Origin of the sequence: Gillisia marina, from assembly GCF_000258765.1 — a bacterium.
In the GTDB taxonomy this organism is placed as follows: domain Bacteria; phylum Bacteroidota; class Bacteroidia; order Flavobacteriales; family Flavobacteriaceae; genus Gillisia; species Gillisia marina.
The window spans coordinates 197,759-213,749 of the sequence record NZ_AJLT01000019.1 but is presented as its reverse complement, the minus strand read 5'-3'; the positions used below and the strand labels follow the sequence as shown (position 1 = coordinate 213,749).

Here is a 15,991-nt window from a genome sequence, read left to right as displayed (position 1 = left end):
GAAATAAAAATATGGATTAATTCCATTAAATAGGAAATAATCCATATTAAAATTAATGTTTTTGATTAAATTTTAAACAATAGAGTAGTGTTTAAGTAAAAACACCCCAAAGCATCGCCTTGGGGGTTTATATTTGATTAAAAAAAGTGTTTTTTTTTACATACTCTCGATCTGTGCTTCCACTTCGGCTTTAGTTCCTTTAAAGGTTTTTACTTTTACATCGGTCTTACCATCTTCAATAGTGGTAGTTCTAACTTCGGCAAAGGTTTCATCTCCTTCAGTAGTCATTCGAACTTCAACTTCTTTAGTTTTGGAATTCTCTACCCCTGAAATATTGATTATTTCAGCTTGATCAACTGAATTATCGATGTCGCCAATGTTATGTCCTCCTAATATTGGTGCTATTACAAGACCAATTAAGCAAGTAAGCTTTATTAATATATTCATAGATGGTCCGGAAGTATCTTTAAATGGATCTCCAACGGTATCTCCGGTTACAGCAGCTTTATGAGCATCAGAGCCTTTATAGGTCATCTCACCATTAATTAAAACTCCTGCTTCAAAAGATTTTTTAGCATTGTCCCAAGCGCCACCCGCGTTGTTCTGGAAAATAGCCCAAAGTACTCCGCTTACCGTGACTCCGGCCATATATCCTCCGAGCATTTCGGCAATTGCAAGATTATCCATTCCAAAGATCATCGGAATAAAAGCGATGGCCAATGGAAATCCTATAGTTAATAACCCGGGTAACATCATCTCTCTTAAGGATGCTTCGGTAGAAATAGCCACACACTTATCGTATTGTGGTTTTCCGGTTCCTTCCATAATTCCTGGAATATCTCTAAACTGACGTCTAACTTCCTGTACCATTTCCATCGCAGCTTTTCCAACGGCATTCATGGCTAAGGCAGAAAATACCACCGGAATCATTCCACCCACAAATAGCATCGCCAATACAGGAGCCTTAAAGATGTTGATTCCTTCAATTCCTGTAAAGGTTACGTACGCCGCGAATAAGGCTAAAGAAGTTAATGCTGCAGAGGCAATTGCAAAACCTTTTCCAGTTGCGGCAGTGGTATTCCCTACAGAGTCTAAAATATCTGTTCGTTCTCTTACTATAGGATCTTGTTCACTCATTTCAGCAATACCACCGGCATTATCAGAGATAGGTCCGAAGGCATCGATTGCTAGTTGCATAGCGGTTGTTGCCATCATTGCTGAAGCGGCTAATGCAACTCCATAAAATCCTGCAAACGCATACGAAGCCCAGATGGCACTTGCGAATAATAAAATTGAAGGAAACGTAGAGATCATCCCTGTTGCCAATCCTGCAATAATATTAGTTCCTGCACCGGTACTAGACTGTTGAACGATCTTCAGAATCGGTTTTTTACCTAATCCTGTATAATATTCGGTTACTGATGAAATTGCTCCACCAACTATAAGTCCGATAATGGTGGCACCAAACACACGCATGGAAGATATTTCTTTTAAACCTTCACCAAAGAATTCCATTTGCATCGTTGCCGGAAGCATCCATTTTACCAAAGCAAAACAAGATAATGCTACTAAAGCTATAGACACCCAGTTTCCGATATTTAGAGCGCCCATTACTTGCGATTCTTTAGCATCATTACTGCTAATTTTAACCAGCATGGTACCAATCATAGAGATGATGATTCCTGCTCCGGCGATCGCCATTGGTAACAACACCGGGCCAATTCCGCCAAAAAGATCGTCGATATTTCCACCCATATCCTTGATCACATAATTCCCAAGAACCATCGCTGCGAGTACTGTTGCAACATAAGAACCAAAAAGATCGGCTCCCATACCTGCTACATCACCAACATTGTCTCCAACATTATCTGCAATAGTTGCCGGGTTTCTAGGATCGTCTTCGGGAATTCCTGCTTCAACTTTACCAACAAGATCTGCGCCCACATCGGCAGCTTTGGTGTAAATTCCTCCACCTACACGCGCAAATAAGGCGATAGATTCAGCTCCAAGAGAGAATCCGGCAAGGGTTTCCAATACAATGGTCATATCTGCTGTGGATGTCCAAACCCCTCCCATAAAGTAATGAAAGAATAATATAAAGAAAGATGTTAGACCTAATACTGCAAGTCCTGCCACTCCAAGTCCCATTACGGTTCCACCACCAAAAGAGACTCCTAAGGCATTAGGCAAACTGGTTTTGGCAGCTTGTGTAGTTCTAACGTTTGTTTTTGTTGCTATTTTCATCCCCATATTTCCTGCTAAGGCAGAGAAAAATGCTCCAAAAATAAATGCGATTACAATAAGCCAATGTGTAGTTGGTACAAAAAAGGAAACTGCCGCAAGAGCAACACTTACTATAATCACAAAAATGGTAAGTAACTTATATTCGGCATTTAGAAAGGCGAGGGCACCTTCATAAATATGATCTGAAATTTCTTTCATTTTTCCGTCACCGGCGTCTTGTTTTAAGACCCAGGACCTTTTCATCCACATATAAACAAGGCCAATCAAAGCCAGAACAATTGGGGCATAGATAATCATTGATTCCATAGAGATAGTTAAATATTAGTTAATGTCCGCTAATGTAACAAAATCAATGATAAATAAAAAAGCGATAACTTTTTAGGGTTATCGCTTTTAATTATTCAATATTTATAAGAAAACATTCCACTATATTCCGAATCTCTCCTTGTCTCCTTCGTAATTCTTATATCTCTCTATACATTGTTTGATAATTTCTTTCGCTTCATCAGCATTTCCCCATCCACCAACATCAACTTTCTTTTTCTCAAGATCTTTATAAACTTTAAAGAAATGCTCGATTTCTTTAAGTAAGTGACCATTGACATCATCCAGATCATTTAATCTATTCCAGATAGGATCTGAAACCGGTACACATATAATTTTCTCATCTGGTCCTTTTTCATCTGCCATATGGAAAACTCCAATAGGTTTCACTTCCATTACAATCCCCGGAAAGGTTGGTTCTGCAACCAATACCAATACATCTAAAGGGTCACTGTCCAATGCTAGCGTGTTAGGAATAAATCCGTAATCTGCAGGGTACATCATAGAGGAAAAGATCATTCGGTCGTACCGAACTTTCTTCAATTCAAAATCGTACTCATATTTGTTTCTACTCCCTTTTGGGATCTCTATTAATACATCAAAAGTCTCTGACATTATCTTTCTTTTTTGTTCAAATTTTTCAGGCGGCAAATATAGTAATTTATCCTCTTACAGAGCATATTAAAATTGAAATCCGAAGGAAGCCGTCACTCCAAACGATCTCGCATCTTCATTATCGAAATAATTCCCTCTAAAATGGGCATCGATTCTTAGGAATTTAAAAATGTTTCCAACCCCAACACTATACTCCCAATAAGGATCTGAATCTGGTGCGATAAGCGGTAATCCTGAAGCATCTAAACTTTTATTCTCTTCAGAAATTTCTCCATAAACTCCTCGAATTCCAATAATCTCTCTTAAATTTAGATCTCGTAGCAATGGGATTCTGGAAAATAATCTTCCATTAAAATTGTGTTCAAGATGGGCAGCGGCATACGTGTCGGTAACAAATTCGTAAAAATTAAGTAGCGGAAAAGTGTTATATAAAGCGAAATACGTTTGATTCCCCGGTACTACGCTTAATAAACCTAACGGAACTTCTCCAAAGGTTTTTCCTGCTTCTATACTAACGTTTGCTCTTCCGAAGCCTCCTACCAATAAGGGTTGGTTATAAAAAAATTGGATTTTCTTGTAATTAAAATCACTTTCAAATATATCTTTTACCCCCAGACTATAATTTAAAAAGAGCGTTGGAAAATCGCCTCCGTTAATAATATTTCTATCCACCCCAAAACCAGTAGTTTCTCTTCTCGGAGTATACGTGAAGATTGTAGAAATTTCAGTTTGATTTATTTCTGAATCTATTTGAGTAAGCGCTTCATCTGTATAAAAGTCCAGACTAAAAGTAGGAGAGGCCGGTTTTAATATTCTATAAGATCCAGCTAGTCTAAAAGTGAAATTTTTAATGGGTTCTATCTCAAGACTTACCACAGATAGGTTAATGGAACTTAACTTATCATTATCTCCCACATTAATTAAAGATGAGGAAGCTAAACTTCTTCCAAGCACATCGGTAGTATTTGTAAGGCTCGTTCCCAACTGCTCGATATCGCGTCTGTTTCCGGCAGAAACTATAATCCTCATTTTTTTATCCAGTAAGAGCTTTCCGGCAATCCCATATTTAAATTGTTTGTCTTTAAAGCCATAAGCGCCATAACCTTCAATCCTCCATGGGTCATTCTGATTGAAATAGGTTCGTCCTCCGCCCCTTAACCTCCATCCTTCTACATCATTGAATCCTAAGGTGGTGTAAATTGGGCCATAGTCGAAACCATCGAATTCCAAATAACCGGTGGATAGGGTAGTGGTTAAGTTATATAAGCGTTTAAAGGCCTTTACGGTTTGCAGGGTGTCCAGCATTTTATAGACGCCTCGTTCATCCCCATTTAGTTCTTCCAATCGATTCTTTTGCCAAAATTCATCATCTCTATTATAGACTTCCTCCTTAAAATCGATTACTCGGGTATCGTAAAACCGTAATGGTTTTTTGTTGTCGAACACGTATTCGTTATAAAGCACCGTTCTTTTTCCATAAATTCCTCGTGCGGACTCTTTATCTCTAAGTGAAAAATCTACCTGAAAAAAGTCTCTAGTAATTAAGAAAATAGAATCGTTTAAAACATCGAATTCCTGTTCTATGTAAACACCTTTTACCCAGTTTACATTGGCATCTTCTGCCATTTCTAAATTTATCTTCTTTACCGCCCAAGTAGTGTCGTTTACCCAAAAATCACCTTTAAAGGTCAATTCATTTTTTCGTCTTGGATAATACCGAATCTTATAACACCATTTATCGCCAATAAAAGAACTGTCGGTTAAAACGTAATTGTAGTTATTTATACCGGTTGTAGAAAGCGGACTTATAAAGCTCTTATCGAAAAATTTAAGGTAATTCTCGTAAATATCTATTTCTGAATAAATGTCCTTTACTGAAGAAATTAAAAGCTGATTATTACTGAAGCCGGAATTTTTGTTTCCAAGAAGTTCCTCCTTAGTCTTCCCGGATTTTTTGTCTCCATATACTTTTGAAATGGCTTCGTTTAGAAAAATTGGTAAGTAGGTTTTACCGGTAACTCTATTGGTATCTAAATCCTTAAATATAAATTCCATTCCGTTAAAAATGGGACTATTAATTAAGGCGCTATCTATTTTATTAAGATCGAATTCCAGTTTTTCATATTTCCTGTATTCGTACTGATTGAATTTCTTTACACCATTCTGCCTTTTGTTTTCCCAGATCTTTCTTAGGATATCCAAAGCCGGATTGTTTTTTTTGGAAGTTTTCCCTTGATAGATCATCACTTCTCCCAGAGATTCGGTCATCTCTTTTAAAATGATCTTCAGATTCAAATTATTACCTTTTTTAAGTGGTAAAACTAAAGTTTGATAACCAACATAAGAGAATTCTACATTGGGTTGATCTTGGGTAGATGTTAAATAAAAAGAACCGTTCTCTGTAGTTGTAGTTCCTTCAGAAGAACTTAAAAAAATAACATTGGCAAAAGGAATTGGAGTATCTGTTTCGTCTACAACAGTTCCGCTAATTCTGGTTTGTGACCATCCTTGAAAAACAGTAATTATAATAAAGACTAAATAAAGGGTATGTTTCATATTTGGGCACAAAAAAGCTCCATCTAAAAAGATGGAGCCGCAAAGATATGTCTATAAGATTACTTGTAAAGCACCTTTTTCACAGCTTTAACAACATCTTCACTATTAGGTAACCAGTTTTTTAATAATTCTGGAGAATAGGGAGCTGGAGTATCTGCTGTATTTATTTTTATAATTGGAGCGTCCAGATAGTCAAATGCTTTTTCCTGAACTTGATAGGTGATCTCTGTAGCAACATTCCCAAACGGCCATGCTTCTTCTAAAATCACTAATCTATTGGTCTTTTTAACCGATTTAAATATAGCCTCGTAATCCATAGGTCTTACGGTACGTAAGTCTATAATTTCACAAGAAATTCCATCTTTTTCAAGTTCATCTGCTGCCTTGTAGGCCTCTTTAATGATCTTTCCAAAAGATACAATAGTAACATCTGTCCCTTCTCTTTTAATATCTGCAACACCAATTGGAATTACATACTCTTCTTCAGGTACTTCTCCTTTATCGCCATACATTTGCTCACTTTCCATAAAGATCACAGGGTCGTTGTCTCTAATAGCCGCTTTCAACAAGCCTTTTGCATCGTAAGGATTAGAAGGCACAATCACTTTTAATCCTGGGCAATTTGCGTACCAGCTTTCAAAAGCTTGAGAGTGGGTTGCTGCCAATTGTCCAGCAGAACCAGTAGGTCCTCTAAAAACAATAGGAATATTAAATTGCCCACCACTCATCTGGCGCATTTTTGCTGCATTGTTAATAATTTGATCGATTCCAACCAAAGAGAAGTTAAAGGTCATGAACTCTATAATAGGTCTATTTCCATTCATAGCGCTTCCAATTCCAATTCCGGAGAATCCAAGTTCAGAGATCGGTGTATCTATTACTCGATCTGGCCCAAATTCATCCAACATGCCTTTAGATGCTTTGTAGGCACCATTATATTCTGCTACTTCTTCACCCATCAAATAAATAGTATCGTCTAAGCGCATCTCCTCGCTCATGGCTTGCTGAATAGCTTCTCTGAATTGAATTGTTTTCATTCTTTATGTCTATACTGTTAAATGTATCGCTTTAAAAAGCAAAAATAGTAATTCACAAAAGTTTATGGCGCATCTTACTGCTAAAAAATTTATTATGCACGCATAGTAAAATCTATAGAAATTTACCTATCTTCGTGTCCACGAAAAAAAAATCATTTAAAAAGAAAATATAGATGAAAATATTAGTGTGTATAAGTCACGTACCAGACACTACTTCGAAGATTAACTTTACAGATAATAATACTCAATTTGATACCAATGGAGTGCAATTTGTAATTAATCCGAATGATGAATTTGGTCTTACCCGTGCTATGTGGTTTAAAGAAAAACAAGGAGCTTCCGTAGATGTTGTAAATGTTGGAGGTGCTGAAACTGAACCAACCTTACGTAAAGCTTTGGCAATTGGTGCCGATAATGCAATTAGAGTAAACACTCAAGCTACAGATGGTTTCCAGGTTGCTAAACAATTGGCAAATGTTGCAAAAGAAGGTGGATACGATCTTATTATTGCGGGACGTGAGTCTATAGACTATAATGGAGGAATGGTTCCCGGGATGTTAGCTGCTTTATTGAATGCTAACTTCGTAAATACTTGTATAGGACTTGAAGTTGATGGAGCCGAAGCTAAAGCGGTTAGGGAAATAGATGGTGGAAAAGAAACTGTGAGTGCTAAATTACCTTTGGTAATTGGTGGTCAAAAAGGTTTGGTTGAAGAAAGTGATCTTAGAATTCCTAATATGAGAGGAATCATGATGGCCAGAAAAAAACCTTTAAATGTTGTAGAGCCGGTAGAAGCTACTGCACAAACAACAGCAGAGAAATTCGAAAAACCTGCTCCTAAAGGTGCTGTAAAATTAGTAGATCCGGATAATTTAGATGAGTTGATACAATTGCTTCATACAGAGGCTAAGGTGATCTAATTACTTGTTGAAGGCTTTAAGAGAGCCGGAAAGAAGTAAAGAATTTAATATCCACATCAAATAAAAATAAAAAACATGTCAGTTTTAGTTTATATAGAATCAGAAGAAGGAAAGTTTAAAAAAGCATCTTTAGAAGTAGCTTCCTATGCAAAAGGCGTTGCTAACATGCTTGGCACTACTGTTACAGCTGCTACATTTAATGCTGAAGACGTTTCAGAACTTGGAACTTATGGAGTAGACAAGGTTTTGAAGATCAATAATTCAAAATTAAAAGATTTTAATGCGGAAGCTTATGCTGATGCTTTAAAGCAAGCGGCAGATAAAGAAGGTACTAAGGTGGTAGTTTTAAGCCAAAGTGCAAATAGTAAATATTTAGCGCCACTTTTAGCAGTACATTTAAATGCCGGCTACGCTTCAAACGTAGTTTCTCTTCCGGAAAGTGCTACCTCATTTGTGGTTAAAAGAACAGCTTTTACAAATAAAGCTTTCAGCTTCACAAATATTTCAACAGATATAAAAGTTGTTGGAATCTCCAAAAATGCCTTCGGTTTAAAAGAAGCTCAAGGTGCAGCAACCGCTGAAGATTTTTCTCCAAATTTATCTGAAGAAGATTTTTCAGTAAATGTTGTTAGTGTAGATAAGGCAAAAGATAAAGTGACAATTGCAGATGCAGAGATTGTTGTTTCCGGTGGTCGAGGACTTAAAGGTCCGGAAAACTGGGGGATGATTGAAGATCTTGCCGAAACTTTAGGTGCAGCAACAGCATGTTCTAAGCCGGTGAGTGATATGGGTTGGAGACCTCATAGTGAGCACGTTGGACAAACAGGAAAGCCTGTTGCATCAAACTTATATATAGCAATTGGAATTTCCGGCGCTATCCAACATTTGGCAGGGATTAACTCTTCTAAAGTAAAAGTTGTTATTAATAATGATGCGGAAGCGCCGTTCTTTAAGGCAGCGGATTATGGAGTTGTTGGTGATGCCTTCGAAATTGTGCCGAAACTAAATGAAAAACTAAAAGAATTTAAGGCTAAAAACGCATAATTTTTTTAACTTGCGAGCATTGAAAGGGCTTTCTAAATCTGGTATTTTGTCCTTATTTAGAAAGCCTTTTTTAATTATTGGTATATGAGCCTAATACGCCTTAATATAAAAGGAATATCTTATAGTCAAACCCAAAACGGCGCCTACGCACTTATTTTAAGTGAAGTAGACGGGGATCGAAAACTCCCAATCGTTATTGGAGCCTTTGAGGCACAGTCTATAGCCATAGCGCTAGAAAAGGAAATTAAACCTCCGCGCCCTCTCACTCACGATCTTTTTAAGAATTTTTGCGACAGATATGCAATCACTATTAAACAAGTGATCATTCATAAACTCGTGGATGGTGTGTTTTATTCCAGTTTAATTTGCGAAAGAGATAAAGTTGAAGAGGTGATAGATGCCAGAACCAGTGATGCTATTGCATTGGCACTACGATTTAATGCTCCTATTTTTACTTATAAAAACATCTTAGATAAAGCCGGGATATTTTTGAAAGGGGAATCTGGATCTTTAACTCCTTCTACGGCCAAAGAACAAGCGCAGGTAGACGATATACTTGCAGAAAATGTTGAACCTGAAGGGGCAGATTATAAAAAAAATGTCCTTAAAAGAACTTGAAGATCTACTCGCTCAAGCAGTTAAGAATGAAGATTATGAAAAGGCAGCCAGAATTAGAGACGAGATTTCCAAAAGAAAATAAGTAGTTATTTATGAAGAAATACTGGTGTTGCCTGTTCTTTGTTTTATTCGGAATTATTACCGCTCATTCCCAAACAATATCAAAATCCTGGACTTTTCAGTCTGCAAACGATACTACTCAAACCCTTTCTGGATTCTCTTCTGAAGATAAAATGACCCTAGATAATGGGAGTTTTACAATTAGTGATGAAGAAGGATCAGAGATAAAAGCGCAAGGAGATTATCTATATCAGAAGAACCTATTGGTATTCTTTTATAATCAACCTACAGGAGATTCTATAAAAAAATTCAAAATATCAGAATTAACCGAAGAATCCCTTCAGTTATCAGATAATTCAAACACTTATACATTTAGCGAAACGCCTTTATTAATAGAAGAGGTTATCCCTGTAAACACCGATAAACAGATGATTCCTAGTGGCGGAATCACTTTCAACAGTATTTCCAGAGGTGTTTTAGGAATGGTTTCGTTACTACTCATTGCTTTTATATTTAGTAGCAGTAGAAAATCTATTAACTGGAAGACTGTTCTTATTGGATTGGGCGCTCAACTTTTACTAGCCATTGGAGTTTTAAAAATAACAGTAGTTAAAAATGTTTTTGAATTTGTAGGAAAGATATTCGTTTTGATTCTTGATTTTACAAGAGCAGGAAGTGAATTTCTTCTTGGAGGAATGATGAATGTAGAAAGCTTCGGATTTATATTTCTATTCCAAGTACTTCCAACGATTATCTTCTTTTCGGCATTAACTTCAGTATTATTTTATCTTGGAATCATCCAGATTGTGGTAAAAGGAATGGCAAAGGTTTTAACCAAGATCATGGGGATTTCCGGAGCAGAGAGTTTAAGTGTTGCCGGAAATATCTTTTTAGGACAAACCGAAGCTCCCTTAATGATAAAAGCATATTTAGAACGAATGAACCGTTCTGAAATGTTGCTAGTGATGATTGGTGGTATGGCTACAGTTGCCGGTGGAGTATTGGCAGCCTATATAGGATTTCTTGGGGGTGACGATCCCGAGCTCAGATTACAATTCGCAAAACACCTCTTGGCAGCTTCTGTAATGGCGGCACCGGGAGCGATCGTTATTTCAAAAATATTATACCCTCAAGTAGAAGCAATTAATACAAATGTTGAAGTTTCTTCAGAAAAAATTGGTTCGAACATTTTAGACGCCATCGCGAATGGAACTACTGAAGGTTTAAAACTTGCTGCGAATGTTGCAGCAATGTTGTTGGTGTTTATCGCCTTTATTGCCATGATCAACTATTTGTTAGGCTGGATTGGTGGAATTACTTCATTAAATAGCTTAATGGCAGATTATACGCCTTACGATAAATTCTCTCTGGAATCTATATTAGGGACTTTATTCGCGCCCTTAATGTGGCTTATTGGAGTTGCAAAGGAAGATATGATGCTGATGGGGCAATTGCTGGGAATTAAACTTGCGGCCAGTGAATTTGTAGGTTATATCCAATTAGCAGATCTCAAAAACCCTATGAATGCACTAAGTCTTAATTACGAGAAATCTGTAATTATGGCGACTTATATGCTTTGTGGATTTGCAAATTTTGCATCCATTGGAATCCAAATTGGAGGAATTGGTTCTTTAGCACCGGGACAGCGCAAAGTATTATCGGAATTTGGTATGAAAGCCTTATTGGGTGGAACTATCGCTTCGCTATTATCGGCTACCATCGCCGGGATGATCATCGGATAACAGTTTTTAGTTAATAGCTAGTAAATTTTTTGGCATTCTTCGAAGATTCTAAATAATTTAAGTCTACATTTTACAATATTTTACTACTGAAATATTTATCTTATTAGAATGAGTCAATCGAAAAAAATAAGAAAATATCGTGGTGAAGATTCTAAATGGCCTCACCAGATTCCTTTAGCTGGATGGATAGATATTAGCAAACGTAGTTTTCATGAAATGAAAGCCGATAATGTCCAGATCGTTGCTGCAGGGGTTGCGTTTTATTTCTTTCTTTCTGTTTTTCCTACCATAATAGCGGCAATTTCAGTTTATAGCCTCGTGCTTGAGCCAGATCAAATTCGAGAACAAATCTCAAAATTAAGCCTCATTTTGCCGGAGCAGTCTTATCAAATGATAAAGGATTTTTTAGAGCCTATTATCGAGAAGTCTAAGAAGGAAATAGGATGGGGATTGGCAATAAGTGTACTGGTGAGTATCTGGAGTGCCAATAAAGGAACAAGTGCTCTTTTTGAGGGTGTAAATATTGCGTACGATGAAATTGATACTCGGGGTATTATCAAAAAGAACTTATTAACCCTACTTTTTACCTTGGGTGGCGTTGTCATTGGACTTATTAGTTTGTTGATCGTGATATTTTTTCCTTTGCTTATTAAAAATATTGGCCTTGCACCACAAATAGAACATGTTTTAACTTGGTTCCGCTGGGTTTTGCTGGGGGTTATTCTAGTGCTCACTCTTAGTATGGTATATAAATTTGCACCTAATCGTCGTAGTCCTAAACTGCCCTGGGTAATTTGGGGTGCACTTCTGGGAACCTTGCTTTGGCTTGCAGGCTCTATGCTGTTTTCTTGGTATGTGAGCAATTTTGGTAGTTACGACGATCTCTACGGAAGTTTCGCTGCGGTGGCTATTTTAATGTTATGGCTCTTTTTAACTGCTTTTATTGTTCTGATGGGCGCTGAAATAAACTCTGAAATGGAGCATCAAACCCAATACGATACTACTGTGGGTCAGGAAAGACCCATGGGAGAACGAAGAGCTCATCATGCAGATCGTTGTGCGGTGAAGTATTTGGATGATGAAGAAAAATGCTAGATAGAAATTTGAAATCTCTTGAATATTTCAGCAGTTGTTTTTAGCTGTTTTCTTATTTTTAGAAAATATATAGTACAGTATTTTAGAAAGAGCTCAGCATGAAACAATACCATGATCTTGTAAAACACGTTTTAGAAAACGGAACTCAAAAAGGAGATAGAACCGGCACAGGTACAAAAAGTGTTTTTGGGTATCAGATGCGCTTCGATCTAAGTGAAGGCTTCCCAATGGTTACCACCAAAAAACTACACCTTAAATCTATAATTTATGAGCTCCTTTGGTTTTTAAATGGAGATACAAATATTGAATATCTTCAAGAAAATGGTGTGAAAATCTGGAATGATTGGGCCGATGAAAATGGAGATTTGGGTCCTGTTTATGGGCACCAATGGAGAAACTGGAACAGTGAAGAAATAGACCAGATCAAGGAATTAATAACAACTTTAAAGAATAACCCGAATAGCAGAAGAATGTTGGTTTCTGCTTGGAATCCTTCGGTATTACCAGATACTTCTAAGTCATTTTCAGAAAATGTGGCAAAAGGGAAAGCTGCTTTACCACCATGTCACGCATTTTTTCAGTTTTATGTAGCCGATGGGAAATTGTCCTGTCAGCTTTATCAACGTAGCGCAGATATCTTTCTGGGTGTGCCTTTTAATATTGCTTCCTACGCGTTATTTACAATGATGGTTGCGCAAGTATGTGGGTACGAAGCCGGAGATTTTATTCATACCTTTGGAGACGCTCATATTTATAATAACCATATCGAGCAACTGGAACTTCAGTTAAGCAGGGATCTCAGAGCCTTACCCCAAATTAGGATCAACCCGGAAGTGACAGATATTTTTGATTTCAAGTTTGAAGATTTCAGTCTTGAAAATTACGATCCGCATCCACACATTAAAGGAAAAGTTGCGGTTTAAGCCTCGTCGAGGATTAATTATTAGAGGTCTACTCAAAAAAAATAGTTGCCTTCGAATTTAAAAAACCTACTTATGAAAAATGTACTTTTTATTGCTGCTTTTTTTATTCTTACTGCGAGTTCTCAAGCTCAGGAAGGAGTTACTGTTAAGGGAAACACCATCACTATGAAAGAGGTCGGTCCCGTATGGCCTGGCTGTGAGAAAAGTGAACTTTCTGATGATGATTGCTTTAATAAGCAACTTGCAAAACATATTAAATCGAATTTTAAATATCCTAAAGATGCTAATGGGCAGATTGTTCGAGGGAGATCTGTGATCACATTTTATATAGATGAAAATGGAAAGGTTTGTAAAGTTTCTGCAGAAGGTCCACAAAAATTGGTAAATCAAGAGGCTGTGCGAATCACAAAATTATTTCCTGTAATGAAGCCTGGACATAGAGGGGGTAAAAAAATTGAAGTGAAATATAAGATGCCTTTTAATTTCTAGTATTTCGCATTCCGATTAAATCGAACTTTATAATTTAGAATAGTTATTTGAGCTAACGCACTTTAACTCGGCCTTAACTCACGTTAATTTTACTCATTCCCAAAAAATCGTAACTTTGGATGGTAGCCTTATGTTACCTTCTAATCTATGATCTCAAAAGAAAATTTATTTCAACTTTTTATCGAAACCAGAGCGCGAACCGAAAGTATTTGTGCGCCCCTGGAAATCGAAGATTATGTGGTGCAGCCCGTGGTGGATGTTTCGCCTCCAAAATGGCATTTAGGGCATACAACTTGGTTTTTTGAGGAATTTGTTCTGAAGGAATATCAGAAAGCTTACAAAGTATTCGATGAGAACTCAGCCTTTGTTTTTAATAGTTATTACGAGAGCGTAGGGGAGAAGGTGGTTAGAACCGATAGAGGTAATTTATCTCGTCCTACTGTTGCTTGGATCTATGAATACCGGTCTTATGTTACCAAAGCTATCAATGATCTATTTAATAATTCGACTGATTTTTCAGAGGAATTATTAAATGTGTTGGAAATTGGTTGTCATCATGAGAAGCAACATCAAGAACTTCTACTAACAGATATTAAATATATTTTAGGAAATAATCCCTTGTTACCTATATATCAAGATGGTTTTCAAGAGAATCTTAAACAGGAGTTTCAACAAGAATGGTTAACAATTCCGGAGGGTGTATATGAAATAGGACATACAGGCGATTCTTTCTTTTACGACAATGAAATAGGCAGGCATAAGGTATATCTCAATAAGTATGAGATCTCCAATAAACTTATCACTAATAGAGAATATTTGGAGTTTATGGAAGCCGGCGGCTATAAAGATGTGCTTTTATGGCACGCTGAAGCTTGGGATTGGTTAAATACGGAGAATATTACCGCTCCTTCTTATTGGCATTTTGTAGACGATAAATGGCAACAATATACCTTAGCTGGTTTGCAGGATTTAGATCTTGATGCCCCATTAACTCATATTTCCTATTTTGAAGCTTTTGCTTTTGCACAATGGAAAGGAATGCGGTTACCTACAGAATTTGAATGGGAAATAGCACAAGAGAAATTTAAATGGGGAAGTCGCTGGGAATGGACGGAAAGCTCTTATGATGCGTATCCTAATTATAAAAAAGCGGATGGCGCCTTGGGGGAATACAATGGGAAATTTATGGTGAATCAAAAAGTGCTTCGAGGAGGATCTGTTGCTACGTCTACAAATCATACCCGTCCTACCTACAGAAACTTTTTTCAACCGCATTTGAGATGGCAGTTTACAGGTGTAAGATTGGCCAAATAATTCGACTTTTAGTACATGGAAAATAATATAAATACGCGCTTTGCTTCTGCTTTTGAAGAAGATGTTTATACTGGCTTAACCAGTTATCCTAAGCATTTATCATCTAAATATTTCTACGATAAAAAAGGAGATAAATTGTTTCAGGATATTATGAATTTGCCTGAATATTACCTTACAAATTGTGAGTACAATATTTTAGCCGAAAATACTAAGGAAATTGCTGATGCGTTTTCAGGAGCAAATGGATTCGACTTGATTGAACTAGGAGCCGGAGATGGAAAAAAAACAAAATTGTTGTTGAGATACCTTTCAGATAACAATATAGATTTTAATTATCTGCCTGTAGATATCAGTCAGAATGCTTTGGATGAATTACAGGAATCTCTTAAAAAAGAGCTGCCGGAAGTTTCGGTTAAACCTCAACAAGGGACTTATTTTGACACTTTAGAGCGCTTATCTGATTATAATTCTCGAAAAAAGGTAATTCTGGTTTTAGGCTCCAATATTGGAAATTTGCTTCATAAGGATGCGATAGTTTTCCTAAAACAGATCCAAGAAGCAATGACCCCGGATGATATGCTTTTTATGGGCTTCGACCAGAAGAAGAATCCTCAGACCATTTTAGATGCTTATAATGATCCAACCGGGGTTACTGAAGCTTTCAACAAGAACGTCTTGGAAAGAATAAATAACGAATTAGATGGGGATTTCGATCTAGACTCTTTTTTTCACTGGGAAACTTATAATCCGGAAACTGGAACTGCTAAGAGCTTTTTAATAAGTAGGGAGAAGCAAACAGTTACTATAAAAAAATTGGAGTTAACCGTAAATTTTGAAGCTTGGGAAAGTATACATACCGAAATTTCTCAAAAATACGACGATATGATTGTAGACTGGCTAGCAAGCCAGGCAGATCTTAAAGTCACTGATTCTTTTACAGATGAAAAGGATTATTATAAGAATTATATTTTCAGAAAAAAATAAATTTCAGCTTAATAAATTATAAAAAA

At 36.8% G+C, this 15,991-nt stretch carries 13 protein-coding genes and 1 pseudogene; 10 read left to right on the top strand and 4 right to left on the bottom strand.

The window, feature by feature from the left end:
* Positions 1–156: 156 nt before the first annotated feature.
* The 4 genes from ON07_RS06010 to ON07_RS05995 form a co-directional block, all read right to left on the bottom strand.
* Positions 157–2,550, bottom strand: coding sequence for a sodium-translocating pyrophosphatase (locus ON07_RS06010; RefSeq protein WP_010229003.1), 2,394 nt, complete (start codon positions 2,548–2,550; stop codon positions 157–159).
* A 120-nt stretch (positions 2,551–2,670) separates the two neighbouring features.
* Positions 2,671–3,183 (bottom strand): inorganic diphosphatase, encoded by a 513-nt coding sequence (locus ON07_RS06005; RefSeq protein ID WP_010229002.1) that lies wholly within the window; start codon positions 3,181–3,183, stop codon positions 2,671–2,673.
* A gap of 66 nt (positions 3,184–3,249) precedes the next feature.
* The gene (locus ON07_RS06000) at positions 3,250–5,739 is read right to left on the bottom strand and encodes a DUF5686 and carboxypeptidase-like regulatory domain-containing protein (protein ID WP_010229001.1); all 2,490 of its coding nucleotides are present in this window, start codon (positions 5,737–5,739) and stop codon (positions 3,250–3,252) included.
* Positions 5,740–5,798: 59 nt separating this feature from the next.
* Entirely contained in the window at positions 5,799–6,776 is a 978-nt protein-coding gene (locus ON07_RS05995) for a pyruvate dehydrogenase complex E1 component subunit beta (RefSeq protein WP_010229000.1), read from the bottom strand.
* Positions 6,777–6,949: 173 nt separating this feature from the next.
* On the opposite strand from ON07_RS05995, the gene ON07_RS05990 reads away from it, so the two are divergent.
* The 10 genes and pseudogenes from ON07_RS05990 to egtD all read left to right on the top strand — a co-directional run bounded on the left by ON07_RS05990 (position 6,950) and on the right by egtD (position 15,965).
* Entirely contained in the window at positions 6,950–7,696 is a 747-nt protein-coding gene (locus ON07_RS05990) for an electron transfer flavoprotein subunit beta/FixA family protein (protein WP_010228998.1), read from the top strand.
* Between the two features lie 75 nt (positions 7,697–7,771).
* Complete coding sequence (locus ON07_RS05985; RefSeq protein WP_010228996.1) at positions 7,772–8,740, top strand: electron transfer flavoprotein subunit alpha/FixB family protein; 969 nt, start codon at positions 7,772–7,774, stop codon at positions 8,738–8,740.
* Positions 8,741–8,824: 84 nt separating this feature from the next.
* The gene (locus ON07_RS14700) at positions 8,825–9,358 is read left to right on the top strand and encodes a bifunctional nuclease family protein (protein WP_010228995.1); all 534 of its coding nucleotides are present in this window, start codon (positions 8,825–8,827) and stop codon (positions 9,356–9,358) included.
* A pseudogene (locus ON07_RS17910) lies at positions 9,333–9,440 on the top strand (UvrB/UvrC motif-containing protein); the annotation flags it as partial. The gene ON07_RS14700 and the pseudogene ON07_RS17910, both read left to right, overlap by 26 nt.
* 10 nt (positions 9,441–9,450) lie before the next feature.
* Positions 9,451–11,160, top strand: coding sequence for a NupC/NupG family nucleoside CNT transporter (locus tag ON07_RS05975; protein ID WP_010228992.1), 1,710 nt, complete (start codon positions 9,451–9,453; stop codon positions 11,158–11,160).
* 108 nt (positions 11,161–11,268) lie between these two features.
* On the top strand, positions 11,269–12,255 hold the full coding sequence (locus tag ON07_RS05970; protein WP_010228991.1) for a YihY/virulence factor BrkB family protein: 987 nt from the start codon (positions 11,269–11,271) through the stop codon (positions 12,253–12,255).
* 98 nt (positions 12,256–12,353) lie between these two features.
* On the top strand, positions 12,354–13,178 hold the full coding sequence (locus ON07_RS05965; protein WP_010228990.1) for a thymidylate synthase: 825 nt from the start codon (positions 12,354–12,356) through the stop codon (positions 13,176–13,178).
* Between the two features lie 72 nt (positions 13,179–13,250).
* The gene (locus tag ON07_RS05960) at positions 13,251–13,667 is read left to right on the top strand and encodes an energy transducer TonB (protein ID WP_010228989.1); all 417 of its coding nucleotides are present in this window, start codon (positions 13,251–13,253) and stop codon (positions 13,665–13,667) included.
* 147 nt (positions 13,668–13,814) lie between these two features.
* On the top strand, positions 13,815–14,981 hold the full coding sequence (egtB, locus tag ON07_RS05955; protein ID WP_010228988.1) for an ergothioneine biosynthesis protein EgtB: 1,167 nt from the start codon (positions 13,815–13,817) through the stop codon (positions 14,979–14,981).
* Positions 14,982–14,996: 15 nt separating this feature from the next.
* Positions 14,997–15,965 carry an L-histidine N(alpha)-methyltransferase gene (egtD, locus tag ON07_RS05950; RefSeq protein ID WP_010228986.1) on the top strand — a complete coding sequence of 323 codons (969 nt, stop codon included), beginning with the start codon at positions 14,997–14,999 and terminating at the stop codon, positions 15,963–15,965.
* Positions 15,966–15,991: the final 26 nt, after the last annotated feature.

Excerpts from the sequence above, each read along its gene's own strand:
- ON07_RS06010 (WP_010229003.1), bottom strand. The coding sequence starts at position 2,550 with ATGGAATCAATGATTATCTATGCCCCAATTGTTCTGGCTTTGATTGGC.
- ON07_RS06005 (WP_010229002.1), bottom strand. The coding sequence starts at position 3,183 with ATGTCAGAGACTTTTGATGTATTAATAGAGATCCCAAAAGGGAGTAGA.
- ON07_RS14700 (WP_010228995.1), top strand. The coding sequence starts at position 8,825 with ATGAGCCTAATACGCCTTAATATAAAAGGAATATCTTATAGTCAAACC.
- ON07_RS05975 (WP_010228992.1), top strand. The coding sequence starts at position 9,451 with ATGAAGAAATACTGGTGTTGCCTGTTCTTTGTTTTATTCGGAATTATT.
- ON07_RS05970 (WP_010228991.1), top strand. The coding sequence starts at position 11,269 with ATGAGTCAATCGAAAAAAATAAGAAAATATCGTGGTGAAGATTCTAAA.
- ON07_RS05960 (WP_010228989.1), top strand. The coding sequence starts at position 13,251 with ATGAAAAATGTACTTTTTATTGCTGCTTTTTTTATTCTTACTGCGAGT.
- ON07_RS05965 (WP_010228990.1), top strand. The coding sequence starts at position 12,354 with ATGAAACAATACCATGATCTTGTAAAACACGTTTTAGAAAACGGAACT.
- ON07_RS05995 (WP_010229000.1), bottom strand. The coding sequence starts at position 6,776 with ATGAAAACAATTCAATTCAGAGAAGCTATTCAGCAAGCCATGAGCGAG.
- ON07_RS05990 (WP_010228998.1), top strand. The coding sequence starts at position 6,950 with ATGAAAATATTAGTGTGTATAAGTCACGTACCAGACACTACTTCGAAG.
- ON07_RS06000 (WP_010229001.1), bottom strand. The coding sequence starts at position 5,739 with ATGAAACATACCCTTTATTTAGTCTTTATTATAATTACTGTTTTTCAA.
- egtB (WP_010228988.1), top strand. The coding sequence starts at position 13,815 with ATGATCTCAAAAGAAAATTTATTTCAACTTTTTATCGAAACCAGAGCG.
- egtD (WP_010228986.1), top strand. The coding sequence starts at position 14,997 with ATGGAAAATAATATAAATACGCGCTTTGCTTCTGCTTTTGAAGAAGAT.
- ON07_RS05985 (WP_010228996.1), top strand. The coding sequence starts at position 7,772 with ATGTCAGTTTTAGTTTATATAGAATCAGAAGAAGGAAAGTTTAAAAAA.